This window comes from Herbaspirillum sp. WGmk3 (assembly GCF_023952535.1).
Classification (GTDB): domain Bacteria; phylum Pseudomonadota; class Gammaproteobacteria; order Burkholderiales; family Burkholderiaceae_D; genus Herbaspirillum; species Herbaspirillum huttiense.
The window spans coordinates 630,544-654,103 of sequence record NZ_JAKYWT010000002.1 but is presented as its reverse complement, the minus strand read 5'-3'; the positions used below and the strand labels follow the sequence as shown (position 1 = coordinate 654,103).

General features: G+C 61.3%; 19 protein-coding genes. 4 read left to right on the top strand and 15 right to left on the bottom strand.

All coding sequences use genetic code 11. The annotated features are described in order from the left end of the window. Positions 1-9: 9 nt before the first annotated feature. The 3 genes from MKD49_RS08830 to MKD49_RS08820 form a co-directional block, all read right to left on the bottom strand. Positions 10-228 carry a hypothetical protein gene (locus tag MKD49_RS08830; protein ID WP_121040144.1) on the bottom strand — a complete coding sequence of 73 codons (219 nt, stop codon included), beginning with the start codon at positions 226-228 and terminating at the stop codon, positions 10-12. 147 nt (positions 229-375) lie between these two features. Beyond that, positions 376-633, bottom strand: a complete 258-nt coding sequence (locus tag MKD49_RS08825; RefSeq protein WP_252696108.1) for a hypothetical protein — start codon at positions 631-633, stop codon at positions 376-378. Positions 634-636: 3 nt separating this feature from the next. Continuing rightward, positions 637-2,331 carry a thiamine pyrophosphate-binding protein gene (locus tag MKD49_RS08820; RefSeq protein ID WP_209569000.1) on the bottom strand — a complete coding sequence of 565 codons (1,695 nt, stop codon included), beginning with the start codon at positions 2,329-2,331 and terminating at the stop codon, positions 637-639. A 229-nt stretch (positions 2,332-2,560) separates the two neighbouring features. Here MKD49_RS08820 and MKD49_RS08815 point away from each other — a divergent pair, with 229 nt between their 5' ends. The 4 genes from MKD49_RS08815 to MKD49_RS08800 all read left to right on the top strand — a co-directional run bounded on the left by MKD49_RS08815 (position 2,561) and on the right by MKD49_RS08800 (position 8,896). Continuing rightward, positions 2,561-3,580: a Ku protein gene (locus MKD49_RS08815; protein WP_252696107.1), complete on the top strand. Its 1,020-nt coding sequence runs from the start codon at positions 2,561-2,563 to the stop codon at positions 3,578-3,580. Continuing rightward, positions 3,577-6,150, top strand: coding sequence for a DNA ligase D (gene ligD, locus MKD49_RS08810; protein ID WP_252696106.1), 2,574 nt, complete (start codon positions 3,577-3,579; stop codon positions 6,148-6,150). Before MKD49_RS08815 ends, ligD begins: the two co-directional genes overlap by 4 nt. A 186-nt stretch (positions 6,151-6,336) precedes the next feature. Further along, positions 6,337-7,422, top strand: a complete 1,086-nt coding sequence (locus MKD49_RS08805) for a nucleotide excision repair endonuclease (RefSeq protein ID WP_252696105.1) — start codon at positions 6,337-6,339, stop codon at positions 7,420-7,422. A gap of 106 nt (positions 7,423-7,528) precedes the next feature. Beyond that, on the top strand, positions 7,529-8,896 hold the full coding sequence (locus MKD49_RS08800; protein WP_252696104.1) for a hypothetical protein: 1,368 nt from the start codon (positions 7,529-7,531) through the stop codon (positions 8,894-8,896). A gap of 45 nt (positions 8,897-8,941) precedes the next feature. On the opposite strand, the gene MKD49_RS08795 is transcribed toward MKD49_RS08800, so the two are convergent. The 12 genes from MKD49_RS08795 to MKD49_RS08740 all read right to left on the bottom strand — a co-directional run bounded on the left by MKD49_RS08795 (position 8,942) and on the right by MKD49_RS08740 (position 23,232). Next, a complete protein-coding gene (locus MKD49_RS08795) occupies positions 8,942-9,442 on the bottom strand; it encodes a hypothetical protein (RefSeq protein ID WP_252696103.1) in 501 nt (166 codons plus the stop codon). Between the two features lie 83 nt (positions 9,443-9,525). After that, positions 9,526-9,966 (bottom strand): hypothetical protein, encoded by a 441-nt coding sequence (locus MKD49_RS08790; protein ID WP_252696102.1) that lies wholly within the window; start codon positions 9,964-9,966, stop codon positions 9,526-9,528. Between the two features lie 69 nt (positions 9,967-10,035). Next, the gene (locus tag MKD49_RS08785) at positions 10,036-10,521 is read right to left on the bottom strand and encodes a hypothetical protein (protein WP_252696101.1); all 486 of its coding nucleotides are present in this window, start codon (positions 10,519-10,521) and stop codon (positions 10,036-10,038) included. 178 nt (positions 10,522-10,699) lie between these two features. Further along, a complete protein-coding gene (locus MKD49_RS08780) occupies positions 10,700-11,272 on the bottom strand; it encodes a hypothetical protein (protein WP_252696100.1) in 573 nt (190 codons plus the stop codon). A gap of 94 nt (positions 11,273-11,366) precedes the next feature. Then, positions 11,367-11,861 carry a hypothetical protein gene (locus MKD49_RS08775; RefSeq protein ID WP_252696099.1) on the bottom strand — a complete coding sequence of 165 codons (495 nt, stop codon included), beginning with the start codon at positions 11,859-11,861 and terminating at the stop codon, positions 11,367-11,369. After that, complete coding sequence (locus MKD49_RS08770) at positions 11,858-13,174, bottom strand: hypothetical protein (protein WP_252696098.1); 1,317 nt, start codon at positions 13,172-13,174, stop codon at positions 11,858-11,860. Before MKD49_RS08770 ends, MKD49_RS08775 begins: the two co-directional genes overlap by 4 nt. Then, positions 13,161-16,118, bottom strand: a complete 2,958-nt coding sequence (locus tag MKD49_RS08765; RefSeq protein ID WP_252696097.1) for a type VI secretion system tip protein TssI/VgrG — start codon at positions 16,116-16,118, stop codon at positions 13,161-13,163. The genes MKD49_RS08770 and MKD49_RS08765 overlap by 14 nt, the downstream gene beginning before the upstream one ends. Positions 16,119-16,408: 290 nt before the next feature. Next, positions 16,409-17,212: a transporter substrate-binding domain-containing protein gene (locus tag MKD49_RS08760; protein WP_252696096.1), complete on the bottom strand. Its 804-nt coding sequence runs from the start codon at positions 17,210-17,212 to the stop codon at positions 16,409-16,411. Between the two features lie 61 nt (positions 17,213-17,273). Further along, a complete protein-coding gene (gene pdeM, locus MKD49_RS08755) occupies positions 17,274-17,930 on the bottom strand; it encodes a ligase-associated DNA damage response endonuclease PdeM (RefSeq protein WP_121040163.1) in 657 nt (218 codons plus the stop codon). Then, positions 17,927-20,485 (bottom strand): ligase-associated DNA damage response DEXH box helicase, encoded by a 2,559-nt coding sequence (locus tag MKD49_RS08750; RefSeq protein ID WP_252696095.1) that lies wholly within the window; start codon positions 20,483-20,485, stop codon positions 17,927-17,929. The genes pdeM and MKD49_RS08750 overlap by 4 nt, the downstream gene beginning before the upstream one ends. Then, on the bottom strand, positions 20,466-22,169 hold the full coding sequence (locus tag MKD49_RS08745) for an ATP-dependent DNA ligase (protein WP_252696094.1): 1,704 nt from the start codon (positions 22,167-22,169) through the stop codon (positions 20,466-20,468). Before MKD49_RS08745 ends, MKD49_RS08750 begins: the two co-directional genes overlap by 20 nt. After that, positions 22,162-23,232, bottom strand: a complete 1,071-nt coding sequence (locus MKD49_RS08740) for a ligase-associated DNA damage response exonuclease (protein ID WP_252696093.1) — start codon at positions 23,230-23,232, stop codon at positions 22,162-22,164. Before MKD49_RS08740 ends, MKD49_RS08745 begins: the two co-directional genes overlap by 8 nt. Positions 23,233-23,560: the final 328 nt, after the last annotated feature.

Genomic DNA, 23,560 nt, shown 5'->3' with positions numbered 1-23,560 from the left:
GCAACTGGATCAGTTGGCCTTGGGGGTGTTTTCCTTGACGCGGTGGCTGTTCTGGTGGTCGTCCTTGGCCTTGTCCATCTCGGGCGCCTTTTCGATGCGCGTGATGTTGGAGGTGGACACCGGATCGCTGCCGGGGAAGCTCATCTCATTGGCCTCATCCAGCGTTACTTCGGACGGCGTGTCGTACTGGTTGGGACGATGGTCCTTGCCGGTTTTGCTTTCGCTCATGCTGTTCTCCTTCTGGTCTGATGGAATGGGCTGGCAAGCGGTGCAGCCTGTGAGATGAAGCTTACTGTGCCTGCCGCTGCCCCCCTATAAGCGGGAGGCGTAACCGCACGTAAGAATGCGCGAGGAAGATTTCTCCCCGCGCAGATTTCACGGCCAGGGCGCTGGCGTCACGTCTTCAAACTGCGCTTGCTGCGCGCCGCTGGCGGGAATGCCGTCGGGTTTGCGGCCCGGGTGCAGCATGGTGCCGGTGAGCAGATCCAGTTCACGTTCGGCCGCAATGAACGCGCTGTCGTCCAGCGGCTGTTCCGCCACGGGCCAGTGCTCGATGGCCCAGCACTTGTATTGCTCGAAACGCAGGCGCAGCTGCCTGGCGTACTCTTCTCGTTGCTGTTCGATGGCATCCATGGTTCATCCTCCTTGCATGGCAATCAGGCTTTCCTTGACCTTGGCCAGGCCGAATTTCCAGATCTGCTCCATCTTGATGTGCGGCATGACGGGCAGCTCCGACGGATCGATGAAAACATCCAGCACCGCCGGGCCAGGCGCGGCCAGCAGTTGCTGCAGGCTCTCCTGCAACTCTTCCGGCGCGCGCGCAGTGAAACCTTGGCCGCCACAGGCACGGGCGAAGGCGGCGAAGTCGGCATTGGGGAATTCCGAGCCCTCGAAGGCAGGCATGCCGGCTTCTTCCATCTCCAGATGCACCAGGCCCCATTCACGGTTATTGAAGACGATCACCTTCACCGGCAGCTTGTGCTCCACGCTGGTCATGAACTCACCCAGCAGCATGGTGAAGCCGCCGTCACCCACGCCCACGATCACCTGGCGTTCGCGGTCCAGTGCCTGGATGCCATTGGCCTGGCCAAGCGAAGTGCCGACCGCGGCATTGTTGAACGAGGCCAGCAGGCGCTGCTGGCCGCGCTGGCGGATCCAGTTGCCGCACCACAGCGTGACCACGCCGGTATCGATCACGAAGCGCGCATCATCGTCGGCCAGGTCGCTCAGGGCCCGGGCCACGCTTTGCGGTTTGATCTTCTTGTGATGGCGCTTGATCTCGGCGGCGCTGTCCAGCTTGCTGTTCCAGCGTTCACGATCGGCATTGGCTTTCTGCAGGAAACTGCCATCGGTCTTGCCGTCGACCTTTTCCAGCAAGGCTTGCACGGCCGGTCCGACCGAGCCGGTAATGCCCAGCGTGACCGGGGCGCGGCGGCCGAGCACGAAACCGCGTTCGTCAATCTGGATGATCTTGGCTTTGGTCGGCAGGAATTCCGAATACGGATAATCCGAGCCCAGCATCAGCATCACCTCTGCACCATGCAGGGCATCAGTGCCAGGCGCGCCACCAATGAGGCCGACGCCGCCGATCCAGTGCGGATGGTCGTAAGCCACCAGATCCTTGCCTCGGAAGGTATGCATGACCGGAGCCTGCAGCTTGCTGGCCAGGGCCAGCACCTGGTCGATGGAGCCCCGGCAGCCATTGCCGGCGAAGATGGCCACCGAGCCGGCGGCATTGATCAGTTCAGCCGCAGCGGCAATCTCGGCGGCCGGCGGGGCCAGTTCACTGCGTTCGCGCAGCGTATGAATGCTGGGGACGGTGCCGCTGACCTTGGCGCCGATGATGTCTGCAGGAATGTTCAGGTGCGCCACACCACGTTGCGCATAGGCCTGGGCAATGGCCTGGTGGAACACGGCGGGGGCCTGTTCCGGGCTGGTGACGACCTGGCTGTAGGCAGCAACATCGCGGAACAGCATGTCGGGTGAATTTTCCTGCAAATAGTCGGTGCCGCGCTTGGCTGCGGGCACACCGCCTGAAATGGCCAGCACCGGCGCGTGGTCCTTGCGGGCTTCGTAGAGCCCGGCCACCAGGTGGTTGGCACCGGGGCCGGTGGTGCCGCAGCACACGGCCAGGCGGCCGGTCAGTTTGGCCTGGCCGGCGGCGGCCAGGGCGGCGCCTTCTTCGTGGCGCACACCGATCCATTCGATGCGCTTGTCACGGCGGATGGCGTCGGTCAGCGGGTTCAAGGCATCACCGACGACGCCAAAGATCTGGCGCACGCCGATCTCGTAGAGCGTGTCGATGAGAATGTCTGCAACGGTAGCGGGCATGGCGGCTCCTGGGAGGGGGAGGGAATCGCTCAAGAGTAAGTCCGGCAGTGCCGGGCCTGTATCGGCATGTGCGGTAAATCCATGTAGGAGAAGACCGGGCGGGGGGCAGCAAGGCGCGCCCTGGCGGGCGGGAGCGGCACATTCCTACGCGGGCTTCATCGGCAGGCCGACTGCGCGGCGGACGGGGCGATTTGATAATCGACGCATCAGCGAACTTGCGGAGGAAGCGATGCGACGCGCACTGTGGAAGGGAGCCATCAGCTTCGGGCTGATCAATATCCCGGTCGAACTCTATACCGCCGAAAAACACGATGAGCTGGATTTCACCCTGCTCGACAAGCGCGACCTGTCTCCGGTGGGCTACAAGCGCTACAACAAGAAATCCGGGCGCGAAGTCCCCTGGGAAAACATCATCAAGGGCTACCAGTACGAGGAGGGCAAGTTCGTCCTCATGTCCGATGAAGATTTGCGCCAGGCCAATGTGGAGGCGACCCAGAGCATCGACATCCAGAGCTTCGTGGAGCGTGAGCAAGTCCCCATCCTCTACTATGAGCAGCCGTATTTCCTGGCTCCGGCCAAGGGCGGCGACAAGGCCTACGCCTTGCTGCGCGAAACCCTGCTGGCCAGCGACAAGATGGCCATTGCCCAGATTGTCATCCGTACCCGGCAGCATCTGGCCGCCCTGATTCCCCAAGGCGACATGCTGCAACTGATCACCTTGCGCTATCCCAGCGAATTGCGGGCACCGGATGACTTGCCGGTGCCGTCACGCAAATCGAAGAAATCCGCCGTGACCAAGCAGGAAGTCGAGATGGCGCGGGCGCTGGTGGATCACATGTCTTCCGATTGGGAGCCCGGGCAGTTCCACGATACCTATCGTGATGACGTGCTGGCGCTCATCAAGAAGAAGATCAAGAGCCGCCAGACGCATGCGGTGGCCGAACCCGATGAGGCCGCTGCGCCAGCTACTTCGGGCGCGAAGGTGGTGGACCTGATGGCCTTGCTCAAGAGCAGTCTGGAGGGACGAGGCAAATCCAAGCCAGCCCCAAAAGACAAGGCTGAAGAAAGCACTGCCAAGGTCCACAAGATGGCCGACCGCAAGCCTGCTGCCAAACGCAGCAGCGCGGCCAAGAGCGAGTCCCGAACGGCGGCCCGCAGCAAGGCATCGCCCCGTAGCAAGGCCGCCGCCAGCAAGAGTACGGCGCGCAGCACGCCTGCGCGCGCCAACGCCAGGAGGGCGCAGGCATGAGCCGGTCTTCTTCCGCACTGGATCGTTACCATGCCAAGCGTGATTTCAGCGTCACGCCCGAGCCGTCCGGTCACGCTCAGGCTGCCCGGCGGCAGGGCAAGCAGGCCTCACCGGAGGGCTTGCAGTTCTTCATCCAGCGCCATCATGCACGTCGGCTGCATTACGACTTCCGGCTGGAACTCGATGGCGTACTCAAGAGCTGGGCCGTTCCCAAGGGGCCGAGCCTGGACCCGCATGACAAGCGGCTCGCCGTGCGGGTCGAAGACCACCCTTTTGATTACGGCACGTTTGAAGGCGATATCCCGGCCCACCAGTACGGAGCAGGCCACGTGGTGCTGTGGGATCGCGGCCAATGGCAACCGCATGGCGATCCGCAGGCCGGGCTCAGGAAAGGCCATCTCAGCTTCCTGCTCACGGGTGAGAAACTGCAGGGCCGCTGGGCTCTGGTGCGCATGGGCAAGCCCGCCGAGGATGGCAAGGAGAATTGGCTGCTCATCAAGGAAGAAGATGACGCCGCCCGGACCGGTGCCGCCGCCGCCATCACCGACCTGCGCCCGGAAAGCGTGAAGGACCAGGGGGATACGCCCCCTGCTGGCAAGGCCATCGCGCCTTCGCCCGCGCAATCCACCAGCGACATGCCCGAACGCATGGAAGCGCAGTTGGCCACGCTCGCCGACAGCGCACCCCAGGGCGAGGAATGGCTTTCCGAACTGAAGTTCGACGGTTATCGCGGCCTGTGCCGCATCGAGAACGGCCGGGCTGCCATCCATACCCGGGAAGGACTGGACTGGAGCCATCGCTGGCCCATCCTGGTGGAGGCGCTGGCCAAGCTGCCGGTGGATCAGGCCTGGATCGACGGCGAGGTGGTGGCACTGGATGCCGACGGCCGTGTCAGTTTCGAGGCCCTGCAAAATCTGGTGCGCGGCGACCGCCAGCAGGCCAACGGCATCCGCCTGGCCCTGTACGCCTTCGACCTGCTGTACCTGAATGGCCATGACGTGCGCGAACTCCCGCTGCACCAGCGCAAGGAGCTGTTGCGCGAGGTGATTCCGGGTGGCGATGAACAGGGCTTGCTGCTCTACAGCGAGCATATCGCCGGCCACGCAGATGAAGTATTTCGCCACGCGTGCCAGCACGGGATGGAAGGCATCGTGGTCAAGCGGGCCGATGCGCCCTATAGCGGGCGGCGCGACCGCAACTGGATCAAGGTCAAATGCGAACATCGGCAGGAGTTCGTCATCGCGGGTTATACCGAGCCGGCCGGACAGCGCAGCGGCTTCGGGGCCATCCTGGTGGGTGTGCATGACGAGCAAGGACAACTGCAATATGCCGGCCGCGTGGGCACGGGCTTCGACGAACGCTTGCTGGGCAGCATGCTCAAGCAGTTCCGCCAGCGCGAACAGGACCAGCCTGCCTTCGTCAATCCGCCGACCGGGCAGCAGCGGCGTGGCGTGCACTGGCTGAAGCCGGAACTGGTGGCGGAGGTGAAATTCGCCCAGTGGACCAAGTCCGGCATCCTGCGTCACGGCAGCTTCGTAGCGCTGCGCGAGGACAAGGCACCGGAGGAGATCGTCAGGGAAACGCCGGGAAGCGCCTCTGATGAGGTCCGTCCCGAACACGCGGAAGCGAAGCCGAAAGCACCCGCCCGCCGCAGCGCCCAGGACCTGTCCAGGCCCGTGACGGTGGAGGGCGTCAAACTGACGCATCCCGGCAAGATCCTGTTCCCCGATACCGGCCTGACCAAGCTGGAACTGGCGCGCTACTACCAGAGCGTTGCGCCCTGGATCCTGCCCGAACTCAAGCAGCGCCCGCTATCCCTGGTGCGCTGCCCGGATGGCCACGCCGGGAAGTGCTTCTTCCAGAAACACACTGGCCAGGGCATGCCGGACGCCATCGAGACCATAGAAGTGCCGGAGGGCGAGGGTACGGCCCGCTACATGATGGTCAACGACGTCGCCGGACTGGTCGCCACCGTCCAGATGGGCGTCCTGGAGCTGCACGCCTGGGGGGCCACCGGGCGGGCGCTGGACAAGCCGGACCGGGTGGTGTTCGACCTCGATCCGGCACCTGATGTGCCCTGGGCCACGGTGGTGGAGGGTGCGCAACTGGTACGGGGGCTGCTGGAGGAGCTTGGCCTGAGCTGTTTTTTGAAGACTTCCGGCGGCAAGGGCCTGCATGTCATGGTGCCAATTCGTCCGGAACACGACTGGGACGTCATCAAGGACTGGGCACACCGCCTGGCGGCGCATCTGGCGCGCCTGCTGCCGGATCGTTTCGTTGCCCGCATGAGCAAGGCCGCCCGCACTGGAAAGATTTTCATCGACTACCTGCGCAATGCGCCCGGTGCCACTACGGTTGTGGCGTATTCGGTGCGCGCCCGCGACGGTGCGCCGGTGTCGGTGCCGATCACCTGGGAAGAGCCGGAGCAGGGCGTGCAGGCCGACCATTTTCGGGTCTCCACCATGCAGAAAAGGCTGGAAAGCCTGTCCCACAGCGACCCTTGGGCCGATTTCAACAAGCCTCCGCAGCGCCTGACGCGCGCCATGCTGGATGCCTTCGATCCGGCCTGAGCCGGCCGGCAAGCTCAACAAGGAGGTGATGTCCTACACGCGGTTCATCTTCCTGCCGACTGTGGATGACAAGGGCAAACTTCATAATCCACTTTAACTTGATGGACGCGGCTAGCCGGTCCGTTTGCAACCTGACAGAGCACGCCCCGCCGTGACATGAACAACAAGAAGGATTTGGCCAGCGCCATGAATACCATCAGCCACCGCACTTCGCTGACCCAGCTGTTTACCCGCCCCTTGCAAGCCGTGATGCCGGCCCTGATGCCGCAGGCTCCCGCCGCGCTGCACGTTGCCCAGCCGCGCAAGTTGCCGGCGGCACTGGTGGACCGCCTGCTGGAACAGGAAGGACAGCGCGGCCTGCGCCACGCGGGCTTGCCCCGCGCCACCTTCAATGCACCGCAGCCGGCGGCCCATCGCGCTGCCACGTTCAGCTATCCGCTGCATATCGACCGCGCCAGCATTGAAGCTTTGCCCGCAGCCTGCGGTGTCTACATTTTGCGAGGTGTGAACGATCAGGCTTTGTACGTGGGCCGCAGCGTGAACCTGCGCAGCCGCGTGCTGGCCCATTTGCACAATCATGAAGAACAATTCCTGATCGGCCAGACCCGCCGCATCGAATGCCGTCGCACCGCCGGTGAGCTGGGCGCTGCCCTGCTGGAAAGCAGCCTGCTGCGCGATCTGCGTCCGGCGCACAACAAGAAGCAGCGCACCAAGCGTGGACTGTTCACCTTGCGCCTGAACGCTGCCGGCCAGCCGCAGGTGGCCCAGGTCGAGGAACGTGAATTCAGCCGTGCCGAGAATCTGTTTGGCATCTATACCAGCGAGCGTGCTGCACAGGAAGCGCTGCAAAAGATGGTCGAGCGCCATGGCCTGTGCTCCATTGCCACCGGTCTGGAGCAGGCCGATGGTGTCGGCATGGCCTGCTTCGGCCGCCAGATCCGCCGCTGCCGCGGTGCCTGCACCGGGGAAGAAACGCATGAACAGCACCAGCAGCGCCTGATGCAGGCGCTGGAAGACTTGCGCATCCTGCCTTGGCCTTATGCTGGCCCGATGGCCCTGGTAGAGCAGGGTGATGGCTGGCAGCAGGTGCATGTCATCGATCATTGGCGTTATCTGGGCTCGCTGGACCGGGACAACCGCCAACTGGCCAGCCGTCCGGCCGCCAGTCTCAAGGGTTTTGACCTGGGCAGCTACAAACTGATGATCCAGCCGTATCTGCTGGGCCAGTTGGAATTGCGTCCACTGCCCGGGCTGCCGCTGGCGCAGGGCTGAATTCGCATTGACTTGGGCCGGTCTTCCCGGCCCTTGCTGTTTTTGCCGGACCAGAAGTCCGCATCACACTCCTCCCGCTTTTTCTGTTTTGACTCCCTTCGATCCGATGCAACGACGATTCCCTCTCCCTGTCGCCGCCATCCTGCTGGCCGCTCCCTTCAGCCTGAACCCGGCCCATGCCGCAGATTCCGCAGGCTTCTGCAATACCGAGCAAACGCTGGACAAGGACCGGTTGGCCGCTACGCTGATCCGTACCTATCCCGTGAGTACCGCCTATCTGTCGGTCGGCAAGGAGCCAGCGCCGCTGAACTCGCCGCGCGCGCTGGTCGCCTGGCTGCTGCAAAAGCGCGCCACGGAAAAGTCAGGGGGACAGGCCTGCCAGGGCGACAGCTGCAACGTCGACCACATGGCGGCCGATGTGCAAGCGCTGCTGGATGGCAAGGATGACCGTTTCCAGCCGAGTGGACGCAGCGATGTCATCGCCTTCTTCCGCGACAATAGCCGCGTGGCCTTGCGCTGCACGACGGCCGATGCCACTCCGCGGCTGGCCCATGCAGATGCCGCCTTGCGCATGGGCGTGGCACCGGCTCCTGCATCGACGCCAGCGGCCGCACCCGCCGCGCCAGCCACGGCGCAGGCTCAGGAGGCTCAGCAGGCGGGCTGGATGGACCATGTACGCATTCGCGGCAATCCTGACCAGCTTTCCATCGATCATCGCAACAAGGCGGCTTTCGCCTCGGTCGACCGGGCCAGGGTGTCGCTGGCCAATGACGATGTGGCGCAATCGCGTACCAATGATGTTGTGGTGTTTGCCGGGTATTCGCTGGACAAGCGGCCCATGGGCGAGCCGGGCAGCACCTATGAGGCGGTGCCTTATGTGGGCTTCAAGCAGAATCGGGTGACCACCTATGACACGGGCAATCCCGAGATCACCACGACGCGCACCAGCCAGGTCGGGATGCTGTCCGCCTTCCACTTCGCGCATGCGGATACGGCCAATACGGAGGATCTGACGGCGCGTCCCGACTACCTGGTCAACAATACCGACGGCAGCCGCCTGCTGACGGTCAACTTCACGCTTACGCCGGTTCGCCCCGGGGTGCTCAACGATTTCCTGCGCTGGAACAACGGGCTGGCGTTCAAGCCCATCCTGATCGGCCAGAGCCGTAACGGTATCTACATCAACCGGGGGGATCCGGATGTCTACGACCAGCACCGGGATTTCATCCGACTGGGGGCGCAGGCGGGGTTCACGCTGTCTTCGACCAATCCGGCCTTGCCGTTTGATTTCACCACGACCTACACCGGGTTGAAGGCTTTGCAGGGCAATCGCAGCATTCATTACTGGAAGTCGGTGCTGACTTACAACTTCAACCAGAACGTGGGCCTGAGCCTGGATTATTCGAACGGCTTGCTGCCGGATAGCGGGGATGCGGAGCGCAAGTGGGGGTTGGGGGTATCGAGCAAGTTCTGATGAGTGGACGCAGCGCTGACGGGGTCGGCGGCGCTGTCGCGATGCTTAATCGCATCCTGCGCCAAGCCCGTAGAGCAGCCATTTTCCCTGGTCGAGTCGGAGGCTGCGGCTTTCCACGCAGGCTTCGTCGGCAAAGAACATCACCTCAATTTGCTCATCGGTGACGGTTGTGGTGACTTGCCAGGCTTCACCGGCTTTCATCAGGTGATCGAGCAGCTCGTCGTCAACTTGAAGTACTTCTTGTATGTCCTCTTGGCCGCTTCCACTGTATTCGGCATTGACGTTGGGCGTGACATGTTGCTTGAGATAAGCCTTGCGGGCGGGGGTTTTGCTTGCGCAGAGCAAGGTCTCGATCAATTCATGCGCCTCGTGCGGCAGTTCGCGGCGCAGCTCTGAACGCTCAGGCGCTGTGCAGGCATTTTGATACGTTGTGCCTTGCACTTCCAGCGGTGGGAATGATTGTTCGACTTTTGTTGCGCTCGCAAGGAGCAGGGCCGTGGCGATGCCCAAAACGGTAGCCATGATCAGTAGAGCAGTTCTTTTCATGAAGGAAAGGCTGATTCAAAATATGCATTTATCAACGCTCCGGCATTCCCTTGAAGGCCGGGAGCTACAGCTGTGTGCTTAGGTCATTTTGATGCCACAAATTCACTGAGTACTTCTTTGATCTCGTCCTTGGTCAGATAGTCCGTGCTGAGGATCGTATCGAGATCCTTTCTGGTAAGGGGACGATTCCTGAGAAGTTTCAGCAGCGCGTCCTGACGGAAAGGAGCTGCTTCTATCGGGGCGATCATGGTCGGATCCGGCAGGTTCTCCAGCGGCAGCGGCATGCGGTCGATGTTGACGTAGATCTTGTAGCGGGAAAATCCTTCAGGGAACGAGGTGTCGTAATAGAGCGTTGTGCCAACCGGTAAAAGTCCATTGGAAGCCTCCTTCGTGCCGAGTTGCAGCGGTGCGGCCAGGCGATGGATTTTTACGGTAGCGGGCTTCCAGACAAGGTAGCCGCAGAACAGCAAACTTGCGGCAGTGGCCCCGCCAAGGAAAGAAAGTATCGTGCCTGGTATTTTCATGATTCGTAAATTTCTGAGCTTGAGCCTTTTGCACCTCGACATCATGAGTGCAGCAGGAGTCGGTAATTGTTAGCCTGACTGCTTTCCGGGGAAAGGCGAGCATGTCTCATCATCAAGCTTCATGTCGTAGATATACCCGACCACCTTCCCTTTGGCCAGATCCACGACTTCGTCATCGACGATCGCCATTGTTTGATCCGCGCTGAAACGGGCCTCATAAGGGCCACGCGTGCGCGTGAAATGACCGACAGGCTTGCCCCGCCGGAGATCGATGATGTAGATCTTGTTGAATGGCGGGACGCCCATCGGTAGCTTGCGCTGGTCGATTCCCCAGACGATGGCGTGGGTCCGGGCGCAGTTGACGGCCCATTGATTCACCGGGATGTCCAGTTGGACGGCGACAGTGCGTCTGCCCGCTTCAAAAGCGAATTGGTTGCCGACAGCGCGGAAGGAACTGCGATGCACGGGAGTTTCGGCTCCAGCCCGCGCAGGGCAGGCAAAGAGTGCGAGAAGAAAGAGAGCTAGCGAGTAGTTTGACGTCAGCATCAGGCGCATGATCGGAGGTTTTGATTTCAATGGATCCTGCGGTCACGGCGAAACCATGGCTGCGCAGAATTTAACTTCATGGAACGGGCCGGCGGCATACAGTTACAAGCGCATCCAGAATCATGCACTCTGTACCGACATGTTTGAGGAGCCGATCGCTCCGTGCCATCAAATCGTATTGATGTCTTCATTGTTCAATACGAACTTTTCCTAGCAATTGTTTGAAGCTTTGAAGTTCACCATAGTCCAGACACTGGGCGACGGTGACGCTGATCTTTTCGTGGCCCTTGAATGCAGTGAAGCAACTCATGACATAACCTCTATCGTGCGGAGAAAAATACTCGATATCCTCTCCATTTATTGTCCAACCTCGCTCTGCGAGCGTCCGGATAGCTTTCCGCTTTGATACGGAATCAGGAGAAATAATCACTTCAAGCTTTGTTTGATTAAAAACGGGCTCTCCCGATTTAAAGCGAAATCCTGACTGTTTCAGAAGATGTTGTTTGTCGGTTGATGTCGCGATGATGGCTCTTTCTTTATCAAATTCATTAGCACTCCCAGAGATTGATTCTGGGCGTTCATAAGTGGCATAAGTCACATTGTCTGACTGCGTGCAGTTTGTAAGCGTTAAGCTCTTATCCTTTATCTTTACCTGCTGACATGGTGAGAATGTCTGAGTCGACGACGTGGTTTCGCTTGCGTTTGCCTGGGTGGCAGCAAGGGTAATCAGGATCGCTTGCGTGGTATTGCGGAGTGTCATTCATTTTTCTCAAAATTGATGTGAAGGCTTACCATTTTTCATTGGCATGAAGAGGATTCTGTCGGCACGCCACCTTTGGCATCTGGGGGAAAAACTAATCGCAAGCGCTACCGATTGCCGTAATCATCCAGCGCCCTTTTTTGCGCACCAGCTCTCGGTCAGAAATGCAGGCTTCGTTGGGCATGTAGGTGATACTGACCCGGTTAGCTGAGATTTCTACACTGACATCCCATGCCTCGCCTGCGCTCAATAATCGTTCTGCAAGCGCCGCGTCGGCTTTGACTCTTTGGGTGCGCTCCACGTAGTTTTCATCCATCGATGTGTAGTTTATGAACTTGCTCATATGCCGTAGCAAGTAGTTTTTGCTGGCTTCCGTCTTCTTTGCGCATAGGAGCGTCTCAACTAAATCCGCAGATCCTTCCGGTAGTTCTGCCCGCACGGACTCTCTTTCTTCGGGTAGGCATGCGTTTGCTTTCATCTCGCCTTGGACATTGATGGGCGGTAAATCAGAGTGCGGCGGGCTCGCTGATGTCGTGGAGGGAACGATGATGAACATCGAGAACAGATAGAGGAGGGGTCTGCTTTTCATAGAATCTTGGGTTCTAAGACAGTGATGTGAAAATGATGTGCATGTGTCTTTTCATCTCGTGATATTTGCAGATTGGCGACTGGCGCATTTTTGTCTTTGCTATTGGTATCCATGAACCATGGATCAAATATCTGCGAAACGGCTGGAGACTTCATCAGTGACTTTCTAAATGCTCTGACCTTGCTAGGTTCATTCTTATTTCTTTCCTCATTCCAAGCAGCTTCGGCCAGATTGAGCCTGACGTCTGCTTTTGCGGCCAGCTCTCTTGCCGTAGTTAAAGCTTCCAATGCCGCTGAGTTGTCAGGATGGTTTTTACTCGCTTTGGCGGCTTTCGCAAGCTGCTGACGAGCAGCGGCTTGTTCTGTCTTCGCCTGCCTGAATTCTGCAAACAGAGATTTCTCAGCTTCACTCACATTAGGCGTGTCAATACCCCATTTTTTGCGAAGTTCTTCCCGATTCAGGCGAATATCATCTAAATAATTAATATCAAGGCCTAGACCCGCCCGATGTGCGATAGACCCAAGCATGGGACGCCAACATGAAGTGACAGCAATCTTGTCAACGTTAGCGTTCAGCGCAGCAATCATCAACGCTGCATATCCTGCTGGGTGGACCCGTGTAAGCCCCTCGCTTAGTAGGCTGTAACCTTTTTTAATATTGGCTCTTGGGTTGTCTGAGTCCTCAAAATTTATCGTCAACGACTTGCCTTCTGCATCTAAGCGCAGGCGTGGACTTGCTAGCCCGTTATAAATCGCTTCGATGGCTTCCAATATCTCCGGTGATGTGTCTCGGGGTAATAAGGCAGCTACTTCAGCAGCCGTATATTTGTGCGATATCTTCATCCAGATATCCCCGGTTAGCGGCGCTTCATAGACATCCGTTCTTATATCTTCATTATTTTTTTGATCGTTTAAAACTGGTGCGTCAGTAGCATCTGATTTCCCACTTTTCTCCAAGACCTTTACCACAACATTTCTTTCTCCGACCTTGACCACATAGACGGGATTTTTTCTATAAGACGGATGTGCATCGCTATTGAGATACAAGGCTACGCTTGCTCCTGACTTTAGGGACGGGATAACAATCTGTCCATTATCCCCGCTGACCCGTTTGGGCTTGTTCTTATAGATTTCCTGAGCGACGCCATCAACGGCCACTGCATAGGGAATTGAGAGACCTTTTGCAATTCTCGCGTCAAAAATATATTTGACAGTAAATCTTGCTTCGACCTTGACATCCCTGATGGCGTGATTGTCAAGCTTGGTTTGAGTAGTCAGTGCAGGTAAATCTTCGTTCATTTCAGCAACTTTCAATAGGGTTGGTGTCCTCCTCGTCCGGAGGCATTACTGACGTATTCCAGAAAACCTGGACTGCTTGCATCTCCGCAGTACTTACTTGCTCGGTTCGTCCATGTTCATCAGTAACTCCTCGTAGTAAGGTTCCGTCGTCCAGCTTAAACACGTAGTTAAGGCCCGCTATAGGGTTGCCGCTGGTAACGTCAATCGCTCGCAAGCGTTCAAAATATCGATGTGGTCGGCTGTCAGGTAGCTTCGGAAATTCTGGCGAATCTCTCGCTCCTCCGGGAAACGCATGCGTCGCCCCCTTCACCGAAAACGTCCCCGGACAGGCAAACGTGATATTCCCACCCTCCAACGTCACCGAAGCCTGCCCCGCCTGCAGCACGATCTTCTGACGCGCCTTGATTTCGATACCTTCATTGACGCTGATGACGCTCACCTCCTTGTCAGCCAGGATTTCCAGCGCATCGGTATGCGCCTGCAAGGAAACCGGACCATTGCCGGCGAAGGCCTGGATGCCGCCGTCGTGCGCAAACAGCGTGGCTGCCTTGCCGGCCGCGAGGCTGGCGGTATCGGCGGCGGTCCAGTGGGTATCCCCCTGCGTGGTCCAGTGAAGGTTTTCGCCAGCGTAGAGCACGGTGGATGCCGCACTGGCCCAGTTGATGTTGGTCGGGGACTCCATCAGCACAGCGGCTTTTGCGAACTTCTCGACCGGCTGCGCACTGTCGTTCTCGCGGGAATCCGCCTGGCTCTTGAACGCGTCCTGGCCATTCACACTGCCCGGATGCTTGCCTTGGTCTGCCGGATCGATGATGGAGATGAAATCAGTCTTGGCCTGGAAAGCCTCCGCACTATGCAGCGCCTGTTGCTGCGTGGCGGCGTCGCCCATGGCCTGGGCCAGTTGCTGCGCCCCCTTCAGTTGGGCGACGGCTTCATGAGCATCCATCTGCGTGCTCGTCACGCTGGCACCGGCAACCGGACGCGCCGTCGAGGAAATCAGCAAGCCCTCCGCACCGCGCACAACGCCCCAAGCGTCCGTACGCAGTTCAAAGCCCAGGCCGCGATAGTTGCCACGCTGGGCTCCGGTATCTGCCTGATCGATCAGATGGCCGAGATTGAGCTGGGACCTGGCCTGGCTGGACGCCAGCCGCATGCGCAACTGCGATTGCGTGTCGTCCACCACCCATTGGTTGAAGCCGCTGCCATCGTGCGCTGTGCTATGCCAACCCGAGATCGTGCCGGCGTGATTGGCCCCGGAATTCACCCCAGCGGAGAAGGGCGGCTCATCGCTGCCGTTGTAGAGCTGCGCGACCACCACGGGCCGGTCAATGTCACCCTCCATGAAATCGATCAGCACTTCACTGCCAACCCGTGGCGTGAACTGGCTGCCCCAGTTGGGGCCGGACTGCGCTTCGGCCACCCGCACCCACGTACCGGAGGCATAGTTGCCGGGGGCGTTGCCGTTCTTGTCACCGAGGTTCCCGGTTTCGCGCAAGCCGCCCGGATTGGGCAACTTCCCGCGCTGCCAGTGGAACTGGACTTTGACGCGGTGATTACGGTCCGTGGTGACGGCCACGTCCGGCAGGCCAGTCACCAGCGCAGTCTGGGGGCCGCGTGCAGTCGGTTTCAGGGGTTGCGTGATGGCGATGGGGACAATGGGGACCACGTCGCGCAAGGCCATGAAGCGATTGCGGTAGGTCCCTGCCTTTAGGTCGTCATGGCATACGCTGCTCGAAGAGGGCCTCTCGTCGAACAGATTTCCCAGCGAGGGGGGGAGTACCTGATCGATGATCGGGGCAATGTTGCTGTCGAAATTATTGCGAGCGCTATGACTGACCGAGAGCAGCTTGAAGCGGTTTTCACCTTCGGGATAGCGCTCGTGCTGGCTCAGCGTGAACTGCATACCAGCACCGAGCTGGCGCGCCGCGCTTGCGCCTTCAAAGCGCTTGTTCTGCATTTCAAATGCCTGCAGCATCAACCGTGCATGGGTCGCGGCCGCTTGCTGGTCTGCAAAGTCCTGCTGGCCGGTGCCGTCGTAGACCGGCAGGGCAGGGACTTCACCGGCATCCAGGCTGGAGTTCTCTTCGGCTGAAAGTGAAGAAATCTTCTCGGGATGCCAACTGGCCAGCGCCACTGCGTTGGAACGCACGCTGCGCACTGCGCTGAAGTCGGTGATGGCGTCGCTGGCCTCGGTGGCCGCGACCCGATGAAAGCGAATATACGTATCGCCGCCCGGCAGGTCCGGGACCTTGGCCTGGCCGTCGAAGATGATCAGTTTGTGGCGCGCCAGGTGCTGGCCAGTGGCGTGCGCTTGGCCGCCATCCTGCTGATGCTCGAAGCGAAAGTTCAGCCCCTCGCTGGCCAAAATACGGCGCAGGAAGGCGAAATCACTCTCGCGATATTGCGTGCAGATGTCGCGCTTGGACAGCGTCTGGGTGACATCCAGAGCGAAATTGGCTTGCGGGTATTCCTTCAGGACGGCGCTGGCGATGTCGGTGACGCTCATATCCTGAAACAGGAAGCTGTTGCGACGACATTCGAGGAAGGCGAGGAAGGATTCCAGCCGCAGCCGGTAGCGCGCCAGTCCGCCATCAGCTCCCAGCCACGAAGCCTGGGTGCAGTAGCCATGCCAGGCGCGTCGGCTGCCGTCAGCCTGAAGCAGACGAAGTGTCAGCTCGGTGCCGATGAATTGCTTGAGATCGAGATCGGTGGAAACCGAAAGGGCATCGATGTCGAACTGGAAGTTGTCATTGACGCTCTCCTGGCCGTGGAAGCACTCCACGACCAGGGATTCAGACAGACCGGCTTCCTGCGCGCTGTCCAGCCTGATCAGGCGCGCGTGTTGCGACAGGCCGGGGCCGAAGAGCGAAGAGGGGAAGCCAGAAAGGAGTGTGGAAGGAAAGCGCGGTGCAACGGGCGCGCTGTGCTGCCTGCCGGGCGGTGCTGCATCTTGCGTCACGGGATAGCCTCATCTTGATGGTCCGCCATTCGCGCTGTACTGCGAATGAACGTGTGTTGGTCTTCAACACCACGCTGGCATCAAGTTGTCCCCGTGCTACCCCCGTATCGACTGCTGCATGGCAGCGGCGCTCAGCAATAAGCCCGCTCATTTTTGTGCCGTGCATTTTGCCAATCCGGGCCTTCACCCTCCATCGAAAAAGTTCGTTAATTCATGACTGAAATATGGGCAAGAAAAATAAAGCTTCATGCCGCAGCATGGCGACATGAAGCTTCAACCAGGTTTGCTCTTTACTGGAACGTGCTTGCCATCTTCGCCGGCAGCGGCACGTTGAGCCATTTCTGCACGATGGCATTGAGTTCGCCGCTCTTCTTGGCCGCCGTCAGCACCTCGTTGACCTTGCCCAACAAGGCCGTCTCGCCCTTGTTCAAGCCGACGTTGCAGGCCGATTCCTGGATGATGTACTTGAGCACCGGCTTGTTGTTGGGTGCCTTCTCCGCCAGGGCATAGGCGACGAAGTCGCCCGTACCCACCAGCTGTACCTGGCCCGAGACATAGGCCGAGATCATGGCGTTGTTGTCCTCGTAGCGCTTGATGGTGGCGCTCTTGGGCGCCGTGTCGGTCAGTTGCAAATCCTGGAAAGTGCCGCGCGCCACGCCCACGGTCTTGCCGGCCAGGTCCGCAGGGCCGCTCACCGCCACACTGGCCACACCGAACACGCTGTTGTTGTAGGGTGCATAGGGCTGGGAAAAATCGATCACCTTGTCACGCTCGGCATTCTTGCCCAGGGTGGAAATGACCAGATCGGCCTTGTGCGTCTGCAGATAGGCGATGCGGTTGGCGCTGGCTACCGGGACCAGTTGCACCTTGAGGCCCATTTTCTGGGCGATCAGCTTGGCCACATCAATGTCCAGCCCCTGCACTTGCAGGTCCGTATTGACTGAACCGAAAGGCGCAAAGTCCTGCGGTACGCCGATACGAACCACGCCGGCCTTCTGGATGTCGGCCAGTGCATCGGCCTGTGCCGGCGCGTTGGCCAGCACGCCCAGACCGAGTGCAATCGAAAGGGCCAGCAGGCGGTGTTTGGATGTCATTTTCTTGGTCTCCTCTTATGAATATCAGCGCGCCGATGATACCCCCATATTGCATGGGGGTTCAGCCCGGCAGCGGCAAGACACAATCCTCCGCCGCCAGATAGATGCGCTGCCCCGGCAAGGCATCGACACGATAACCGCCCGTGAACGCGCCAAAGGCCGGAAGCATCGCCCAGCGCTCATCCACGACAAAGCAGGGCAGCCGCAAGCTGTCGCCCGCCGAGGAGAGGCGATACACCGGATGCACATGGCCGACAATGGCAAAGGCACCGTCGACCGTCTGCGGATGATGGCAAAAGGCCAGCGGGCCGACCCGCCAGGGTTCATCGACCAGCTCCATGCCCAGTGCTTCAGGCGGATCCCCCGCATGATGGTCGTGATTGCCGCGCACCAGCGTGAGCGTCAGTCCCGCGTTGCGGCCACGCCATTGCGCCAGCGCCGCGAGCGTTCCTGCAGCACGGCCCGCGCGAGCATGCAGGAAATCCCCAAGGAACACGATGTGACGCACCGCATGCTGCTGAACCAGCGCATCAATGGCCTCCAGGTTGGCGCGGGTCGTGCCGTGCGGGACGGGAATGCCGCCCGCCCGAAACGCCGCCGCCTTGCCGAAATGCACATCGGCCAGGATCAGCATGCCGCGCTCGCGCCACAGCAGGGCGCGTTCCGGCAACATGGTCAGAATTGCGCCATCGGCGTCGAAGCTGGGGTAGTGCATCATGCGGCTGTCTTGGGCTTGGCCTTGCGCCGTGCGGCGGGCTGGGGGTGTTCACGAGAAGCGGTCTTGTCAGCGGCACCTTCCAGCTCGCGCAGCATGCGTGCGACACGGTCCGCCAGTTTCTCGGTCGAGAGTTTCTCGCGGAAGCGTTCCACCATCAGCGGCAGCGCAAACGGGGTAGGGCGCTCCAGTTGCACCAGCGTCATGGTGCGCGCCCGCAGCTCGGCGAGGGTGCTGCGCAGGCGTTCCAGTTCCAGCTCCTGTTCCAGTACCTCGCGCTGGGCCTGGGTGAGCAGCAGATTGCCGGCATCATGCTTGCGGAAGACCTCGAAGAACAGCGCCGACGACGCCTGCAACTGGCGCGCGCTCTTGTGCTGGCCCGGATAGCCCTGGCTGACCAGTCCGGCAATGCGGGCGATCTCGCGGAAGCGCCGTTGCGACAATTCCGTCGCGTTCAGGCTGGCGAGCACGTCCTCCAGCAAGTGTTCTTCGCTGAAAAGGTCCTGCGCCTGTTGCGGGGCCAGACGGGCCATCTCCACTTGGTCCGCCGCCAGCAATTCGAAACCATAGTCGTTCACTGCAATGGAAAAGGTGGCGGCGCGCGTGCTGGCCAGTCGCCAGGCCAGCAGCGAGGCCAGCCCCATGTGGACCAGACGCCCGGCAAAGGGATAGAAGAACAAGTGATGCCCCTCGCGGCTTTTGAGGGCTTCCACCACCAGCCGCTTACCCGTCGGCAGCGCCGACCAGGCATGCTGCAAGGCCAGCAGCGGCTGCACGGCCTGCATCTCGGGGCCGTCGAAGTGCTGTTGTTCAGCTTGTTGCAAACGATCCAGGACGGCATGCGCCAGCGTCGAGGACAGCGGCATGCGCCCGCCTTGCCAGCGAGGGACCGCGCCACTGCCGGCGGTGCTGCGGCGGACCCAGGCCGTCATTTCATGCATCCGGACAAATTCCAGCACCCGCCCCCCGAAGAGAAAACGGTCACCCGGACGCAGGCGCGCGATGAAGCCTTCTTCGATGGTGCCGATGCGTCCGCCCTTCATGTACTGCACATGCAGGCTGGCATCGGCCACGATGGTGCCGATGTTCATGCGATGCCGGCGCGCGATGGCGGGCACATCCACACGGTAGACGCTATCCTCGCCCTGGCGCACCCGGTGGTATTCGGGATAGGCGGTCAGGCTCTGGCCCCCGCGCACCACGAAATCCAGCGCCCACTGCCACTGGTCCTCGCGCAGATCGCGATAAGACCAGGCTTGCCGTACTTCGTCCAGCAGCGCATCGGCCTGGAAGCCGCCGCCCAGCGCGATGGTGACCAGATGCTGCACCAGCACGTCCAGTGGCGTTTCCGGTACCGGACGCTGTTCCACACGACCCGCTGCAACCGCATCCTGGGCCGCGATGGCTTCCACCAGTTCCAGGCTGTTGGTCGGCACCAGCGTGGCGCGCGAACTGCGACCCGGGGAGTGGCCGGAACGTCCGGCACGTTGCAGCAAGCGGGCCACGCCACGCGGACTGCCGATCTGCAATACCCGCTCTACCGGCGTGAAATCCACGCCCAGGTCCAGGCTGGAGGTGCAGACCACGGCCTTGAGCCGGCCATCGCGCAGGCCGTGTTCGACCCAGTCCCGCACTTCGCGGTCCAGCGAGCCATGGTGCAAGGCAATGATGCCAGCCCAGTCAGGCCGGGCGTCCAACAAATTCTGGTACCAAAGTTCAGCCTGGGACCGGGTATTGGTGAAGACCAGCGTACTGCCACTGGCCTCGATCTCCTGCACCACGGCCGGCAGCATCTGCATGCCCAGGTGGCCGGCCCAGGCGAAGCGTGCCGGTTGCGGCGGCAGAAGGGTGTCGATGACGATGCGCTTGCGCTGTTCGCCGCGTACCAGTACGCCTTGTTCGGCAGCTGCCGGACCCAGCAGGGCTTGCAGTGATTGCTCAAGATTGCCCAGCGTCGCCGACAGCCCCCAGACCACCATTCCGGGCCGCCAGCGGCGCAGTCGCGCCAGCGCCAATTGCACCTGCACGCCGCGCTTGTTGCCCATCAGCTCATGCCATTCATCGACGATGACGGCATCGAGCCTGGCAAAGCGCTGCCGGGCATCGGCTTGCGAAAGCAGCAGGGACAGGCTTTCAGGGGTGGTCACCAGCGCCTGCGGCAGGGATTTCATCTGGCGCGCACGTTCGCCGGAGGCGGTATCGCCGGTCCGCATGCCCGCCTGCCAGTGCGGCAGCAGATCGGCCAGCGGCGCTTGCAGGGCGCGCAGGGTGTCGGCCGCCAGGGCGCGCATCGGTGTAATCCACAAGACCCGCAAGCCAGGAGCGTTGGCGGGCAGGTCAGGCATGCCGAGCTTCGGCTCGGCATGGAGCAGGGCTCCGAACCAGACGGCATAGGTCTTGCCCGACCCCGTGCCGGAATGCAGCAAGCCGCTTTGGCCGCTGGCAGCGGCCTGCCAGACGGCGCGCTGGAAATCGAAGACTTCCCAGCCGCGCTGGCTGAACCATTGTTCTGCGCGTTTCAGTGCGGGCGCACGGGAGTTAGTCGTCTTGCGTGGCACGATGCAGTTCTTTCTGTTTTTCTTCAGGCGGCAGGCTGGCCGACGGCCCCAGCAGCGCCCGCAGGCTGGCCAGGGTATCGGCCTGCTCGATGGTCTTGTCCAGGCGCTGGCGCAGGATGCGCGGGAAGCGCACGGCGATGCCTGCCTTGTGGCGCGAGGACAGCGCAATCCCTTCGAAGCCGATCTCGAACACCATGCTCGGCTTGACGCTGCGGACGGGGCCGAATTTCTCGATGGTGGTTTTGCGGATGGCCTGGTCTACCACGGCAATTTCGGCATCGGTGAGGCCGGAATACGCCTTGGCGAAAGGTACGAGCTTGCGTTCGCCCTGGTCATCCGGTGCATCCCAGACGGCGAAGGTGTAATCGGTGTAGAGCGAGGCGCGTCGGCCATGGCCGGCCTGGGCGTAGATCAACACGGCATCGATGGAATAGGGATCGACCTTCCACTTCCACCAGGTGCCGACATTGCGCGTGCGGCCGATGCCGTAATGGGCTTCCCGTTGCTTGAGCATCATGCCTTCCACGCCGCGTTCGCGCGAGGTGCTGCGCAATCGCGCCAGCGCCTCCCAGTCGCCCGAGGCGATTTGCGGTGCCAGCATCAACGCCGGGCTTGCATTGCCCTGCACCAGCGTTTCCAGCCGGCTGCGGCGTTCGTGCTGGGGCAGGCTGCGCAGGTCTTGCCCATCCTGCTCCAGCAGGTCGTAGGCAATCAGTCCGGCCGGCAGGTCGGCCAGCAGGCGGGCGGTCAGGTTCTTGCGGCCGATGCGTTTCTGCAGATCGGCGAAGGGGGCCACACGATCGGCCCGGGGGCCGGAATCGGGCAGGCGGATCACGATCTCGCCATCGATCACGGTGCCGTCCGGGAGGGCCAAAGCGGCTAGCTCGGGGAAGCGATCCGTGATCAATTCTTCACCGCGCGACCACAGCCAGTTGCTTCCCTGACGTCGCACCAGCTGGGCGCGGATGCCGTCGTATTTCCATTCGACTTGCCAGTCCGAGAGCGGACCCAGGGTGTCCGGTGTTTCCAACAGGGGATGCGCCAGGAAGAATGGATAGGGCTGGCCGCCCTGCAACTGCGCATCCTGGCCGTCCGCCGGCGCGATGAGCGCGGCGAAACGGCGGGCGTCCGGACGGGCGCGGCCATCTGTCCAACCAACCATGCGTTGCGCCACCAGCTTGGGATCGAGTTGTGCGACGCTGGCCAGTGCACGCGTGACCAGCAGCCGCGACACGCCCACCCGGAAACCGCCGCCGATCAGTTTGGCCAGCAGGAAGCGTCCCTGCCAGTCCAGTTCATCCCAGGCGGCAAACAAGGCGGTGCGGATCACGGCAGGATCGGCCCCGCGCAAGGGCGCGATGCGCTCTTCCATCCAGCGCGCCAGCCCCAGGTCGCTCGACCCCTTGGGCGGCGGCAGGACGTGGGCGATGGTCTCGGCCAGGTCGCCGACGCTGTGATAGCACTCCTCGAACAGCCATTCATCGATCTGCGCGTATTCCATGGCACATTGCTTGAGCAAGCCCGTTGGGACGGCCTGGCGCGGCTTGCCGCCTGCCAGGAAATACACCGCCCAGGCCGCATCGGCGGCATCGGCGCGGCCGAAGTAATCCTGCAGGGCCGCCAGCTTGCGGGTGGTGGAGGTGGTGGCGTCCAGTTCGGCATACAGCCGTGAAAATTCACGCATGGCCGCCTTCCTGCGCCGTCACGGCGGCGGCGGGGCTGGGGTTCTCGTCAGTTTCTTCATCTCCGTATTCAGTGGCGAAGGCCCCGGCATCCAGTCCGTTCTGACGCAGCCAGCGCACCATGGTGGCGACTTGGCCGTGGGTGACGATGACGCGTTCAGCACCGGTGGCGTGGATGGCTTCGTGCAGGGCCGGCCAGTCCGCATGGTCGGAGAGGATGAACCCGCGATCCACGCCACGCCGGCGGCGCGTGCCGCGCAGGCGCATCCAGCCGCTGGCGAAGGCATCGCTGTAGTCGCCGAAGCGGCGTATCCAGGGAGACCCGGCCGCCGATGGCGGGGCAATCACCAGACTGCCCGCGTAGGCGGCCGCCTTGCCGCGCTTCCCGGCTTCCGCTTCGCCGACCGTCAGTGTCTCCGGCAGGGCGATCCCGGCCTCGCGGTAGAGGCGATTGAGCGGCTCTACCGCGCCATGGCACACGATGGGGCCAATGCTGGCATCGATGCCGTGCAGGATGCGCTGCGCCTTGCCGAAGGAATAGCAGAACAAGACGCTGGCACGCCCTTCGGCGGCATTGCTGCGCCACCATTGGTTGATTTCCTCGAAAATTTCCCGCTGTGGTTGCCAGCGGTAGATTGGCATGCCGAATGTGGATTCGGTAATGAAGGCGTCGCAGCGTACCGGCTCGAAGGGGGCGCAGGTGCCATCCGCTTCCAGCTTGTAGTCGCCGGAGGCTACCCAGATGCGGCCGTCATGTTCCATGCGCAGTTGCGCCGAGCCCAGCACGTGGCCGGCCGGGTGCAACGACAGGCGCACGCCATTGTGGGTGATGGTTTCGCCATAGGGCAGGGGCTGCAGGTTGATCTCTGCGCCCAGCCGCGCACGCAGGATGCCGGCCCCCGGCGCTGCTGCCAGATAGTGGCCATGCCCTACGCGCGCGTGGTCGGCGTGGGCATGCGTAATCACCGCGCGCGCCACCGGTCGCCAGGGATCGATGTAGAAGTCGCCGGGCACGCAATAGAGGCCCTCTTTGCGTACCACGACCATGTCTTCCTTGCCTGCCATTGCTGATGTGTCCTCGCTCTGCCTTGTCGAAATCGTGCCGCTCCGTTGTGCCGTGTCCGGCGGGCTTTGTCCATGCCTGCCGCGTCCTTGTCCCGGCTTTGCCGCAAGTTATATGAAGGTTCAGGCAAATTTGCCGCTACTTGTCATGCTCGGTCAGCTTAACGGCAAGCCGGTCCGGAAGCTGTCAGTGCCTGTCTTGCCTTTCTGTCAGCGTGAAGGTCGCGAGCACGCATGAAACTTGATTTCAGTTTGCAATGATGCAACGCACAACGGCTATTATTTGGGTATGCTTGTCGTCAATTCCAATTGGCGTTGCGCCAAGCATCGA

Coding starts and splice junctions, on each gene's coding strand:
- MKD49_RS08775 (WP_252696099.1), bottom strand. CDS start 11,861: ATGAAAAGCAGACCCCTCCTCTATCTGTTCTCGATGTTCATCATCGTT.
- MKD49_RS08795 (WP_252696103.1), bottom strand. CDS start 9,442: ATGAAAAGAACTGCTCTACTGATCATGGCTACCGTTTTGGGCATCGCC.
- MKD49_RS08780 (WP_252696100.1), bottom strand. CDS start 11,272: ATGACACTCCGCAATACCACGCAAGCGATCCTGATTACCCTTGCTGCC.
- pdeM (WP_121040163.1), bottom strand. CDS start 17,930: ATGATGCACTACCCCAGCTTCGACGCCGATGGCGCAATTCTGACCATG.
- MKD49_RS08800 (WP_252696104.1), top strand. CDS start 7,529: ATGCAACGACGATTCCCTCTCCCTGTCGCCGCCATCCTGCTGGCCGCT.
- MKD49_RS08760 (WP_252696096.1), bottom strand. CDS start 17,212: ATGACATCCAAACACCGCCTGCTGGCCCTTTCGATTGCACTCGGTCTG.
- MKD49_RS08740 (WP_252696093.1), bottom strand. CDS start 23,232: ATGGCAGGCAAGGAAGACATGGTCGTGGTACGCAAAGAGGGCCTCTAT.
- MKD49_RS08785 (WP_252696101.1), bottom strand. CDS start 10,521: ATGCGCCTGATGCTGACGTCAAACTACTCGCTAGCTCTCTTTCTTCTC.
- MKD49_RS08790 (WP_252696102.1), bottom strand. CDS start 9,966: ATGAAAATACCAGGCACGATACTTTCTTTCCTTGGCGGGGCCACTGCC.
- MKD49_RS08830 (WP_121040144.1), bottom strand. CDS start 228: ATGAGCGAAAGCAAAACCGGCAAGGACCATCGTCCCAACCAGTACGAC.
- MKD49_RS08815 (WP_252696107.1), top strand. CDS start 2,561: ATGCGACGCGCACTGTGGAAGGGAGCCATCAGCTTCGGGCTGATCAAT.
- MKD49_RS08805 (WP_252696105.1), top strand. CDS start 6,337: ATGAATACCATCAGCCACCGCACTTCGCTGACCCAGCTGTTTACCCGC.
- MKD49_RS08745 (WP_252696094.1), bottom strand. CDS start 22,169: ATGCGTGAATTTTCACGGCTGTATGCCGAACTGGACGCCACCACCTCC.
- MKD49_RS08820 (WP_209569000.1), bottom strand. CDS start 2,331: ATGCCCGCTACCGTTGCAGACATTCTCATCGACACGCTCTACGAGATC.
- MKD49_RS08825 (WP_252696108.1), bottom strand. CDS start 633: ATGGATGCCATCGAACAGCAACGAGAAGAGTACGCCAGGCAGCTGCGC.
- ligD (WP_252696106.1), top strand. CDS start 3,577: ATGAGCCGGTCTTCTTCCGCACTGGATCGTTACCATGCCAAGCGTGAT.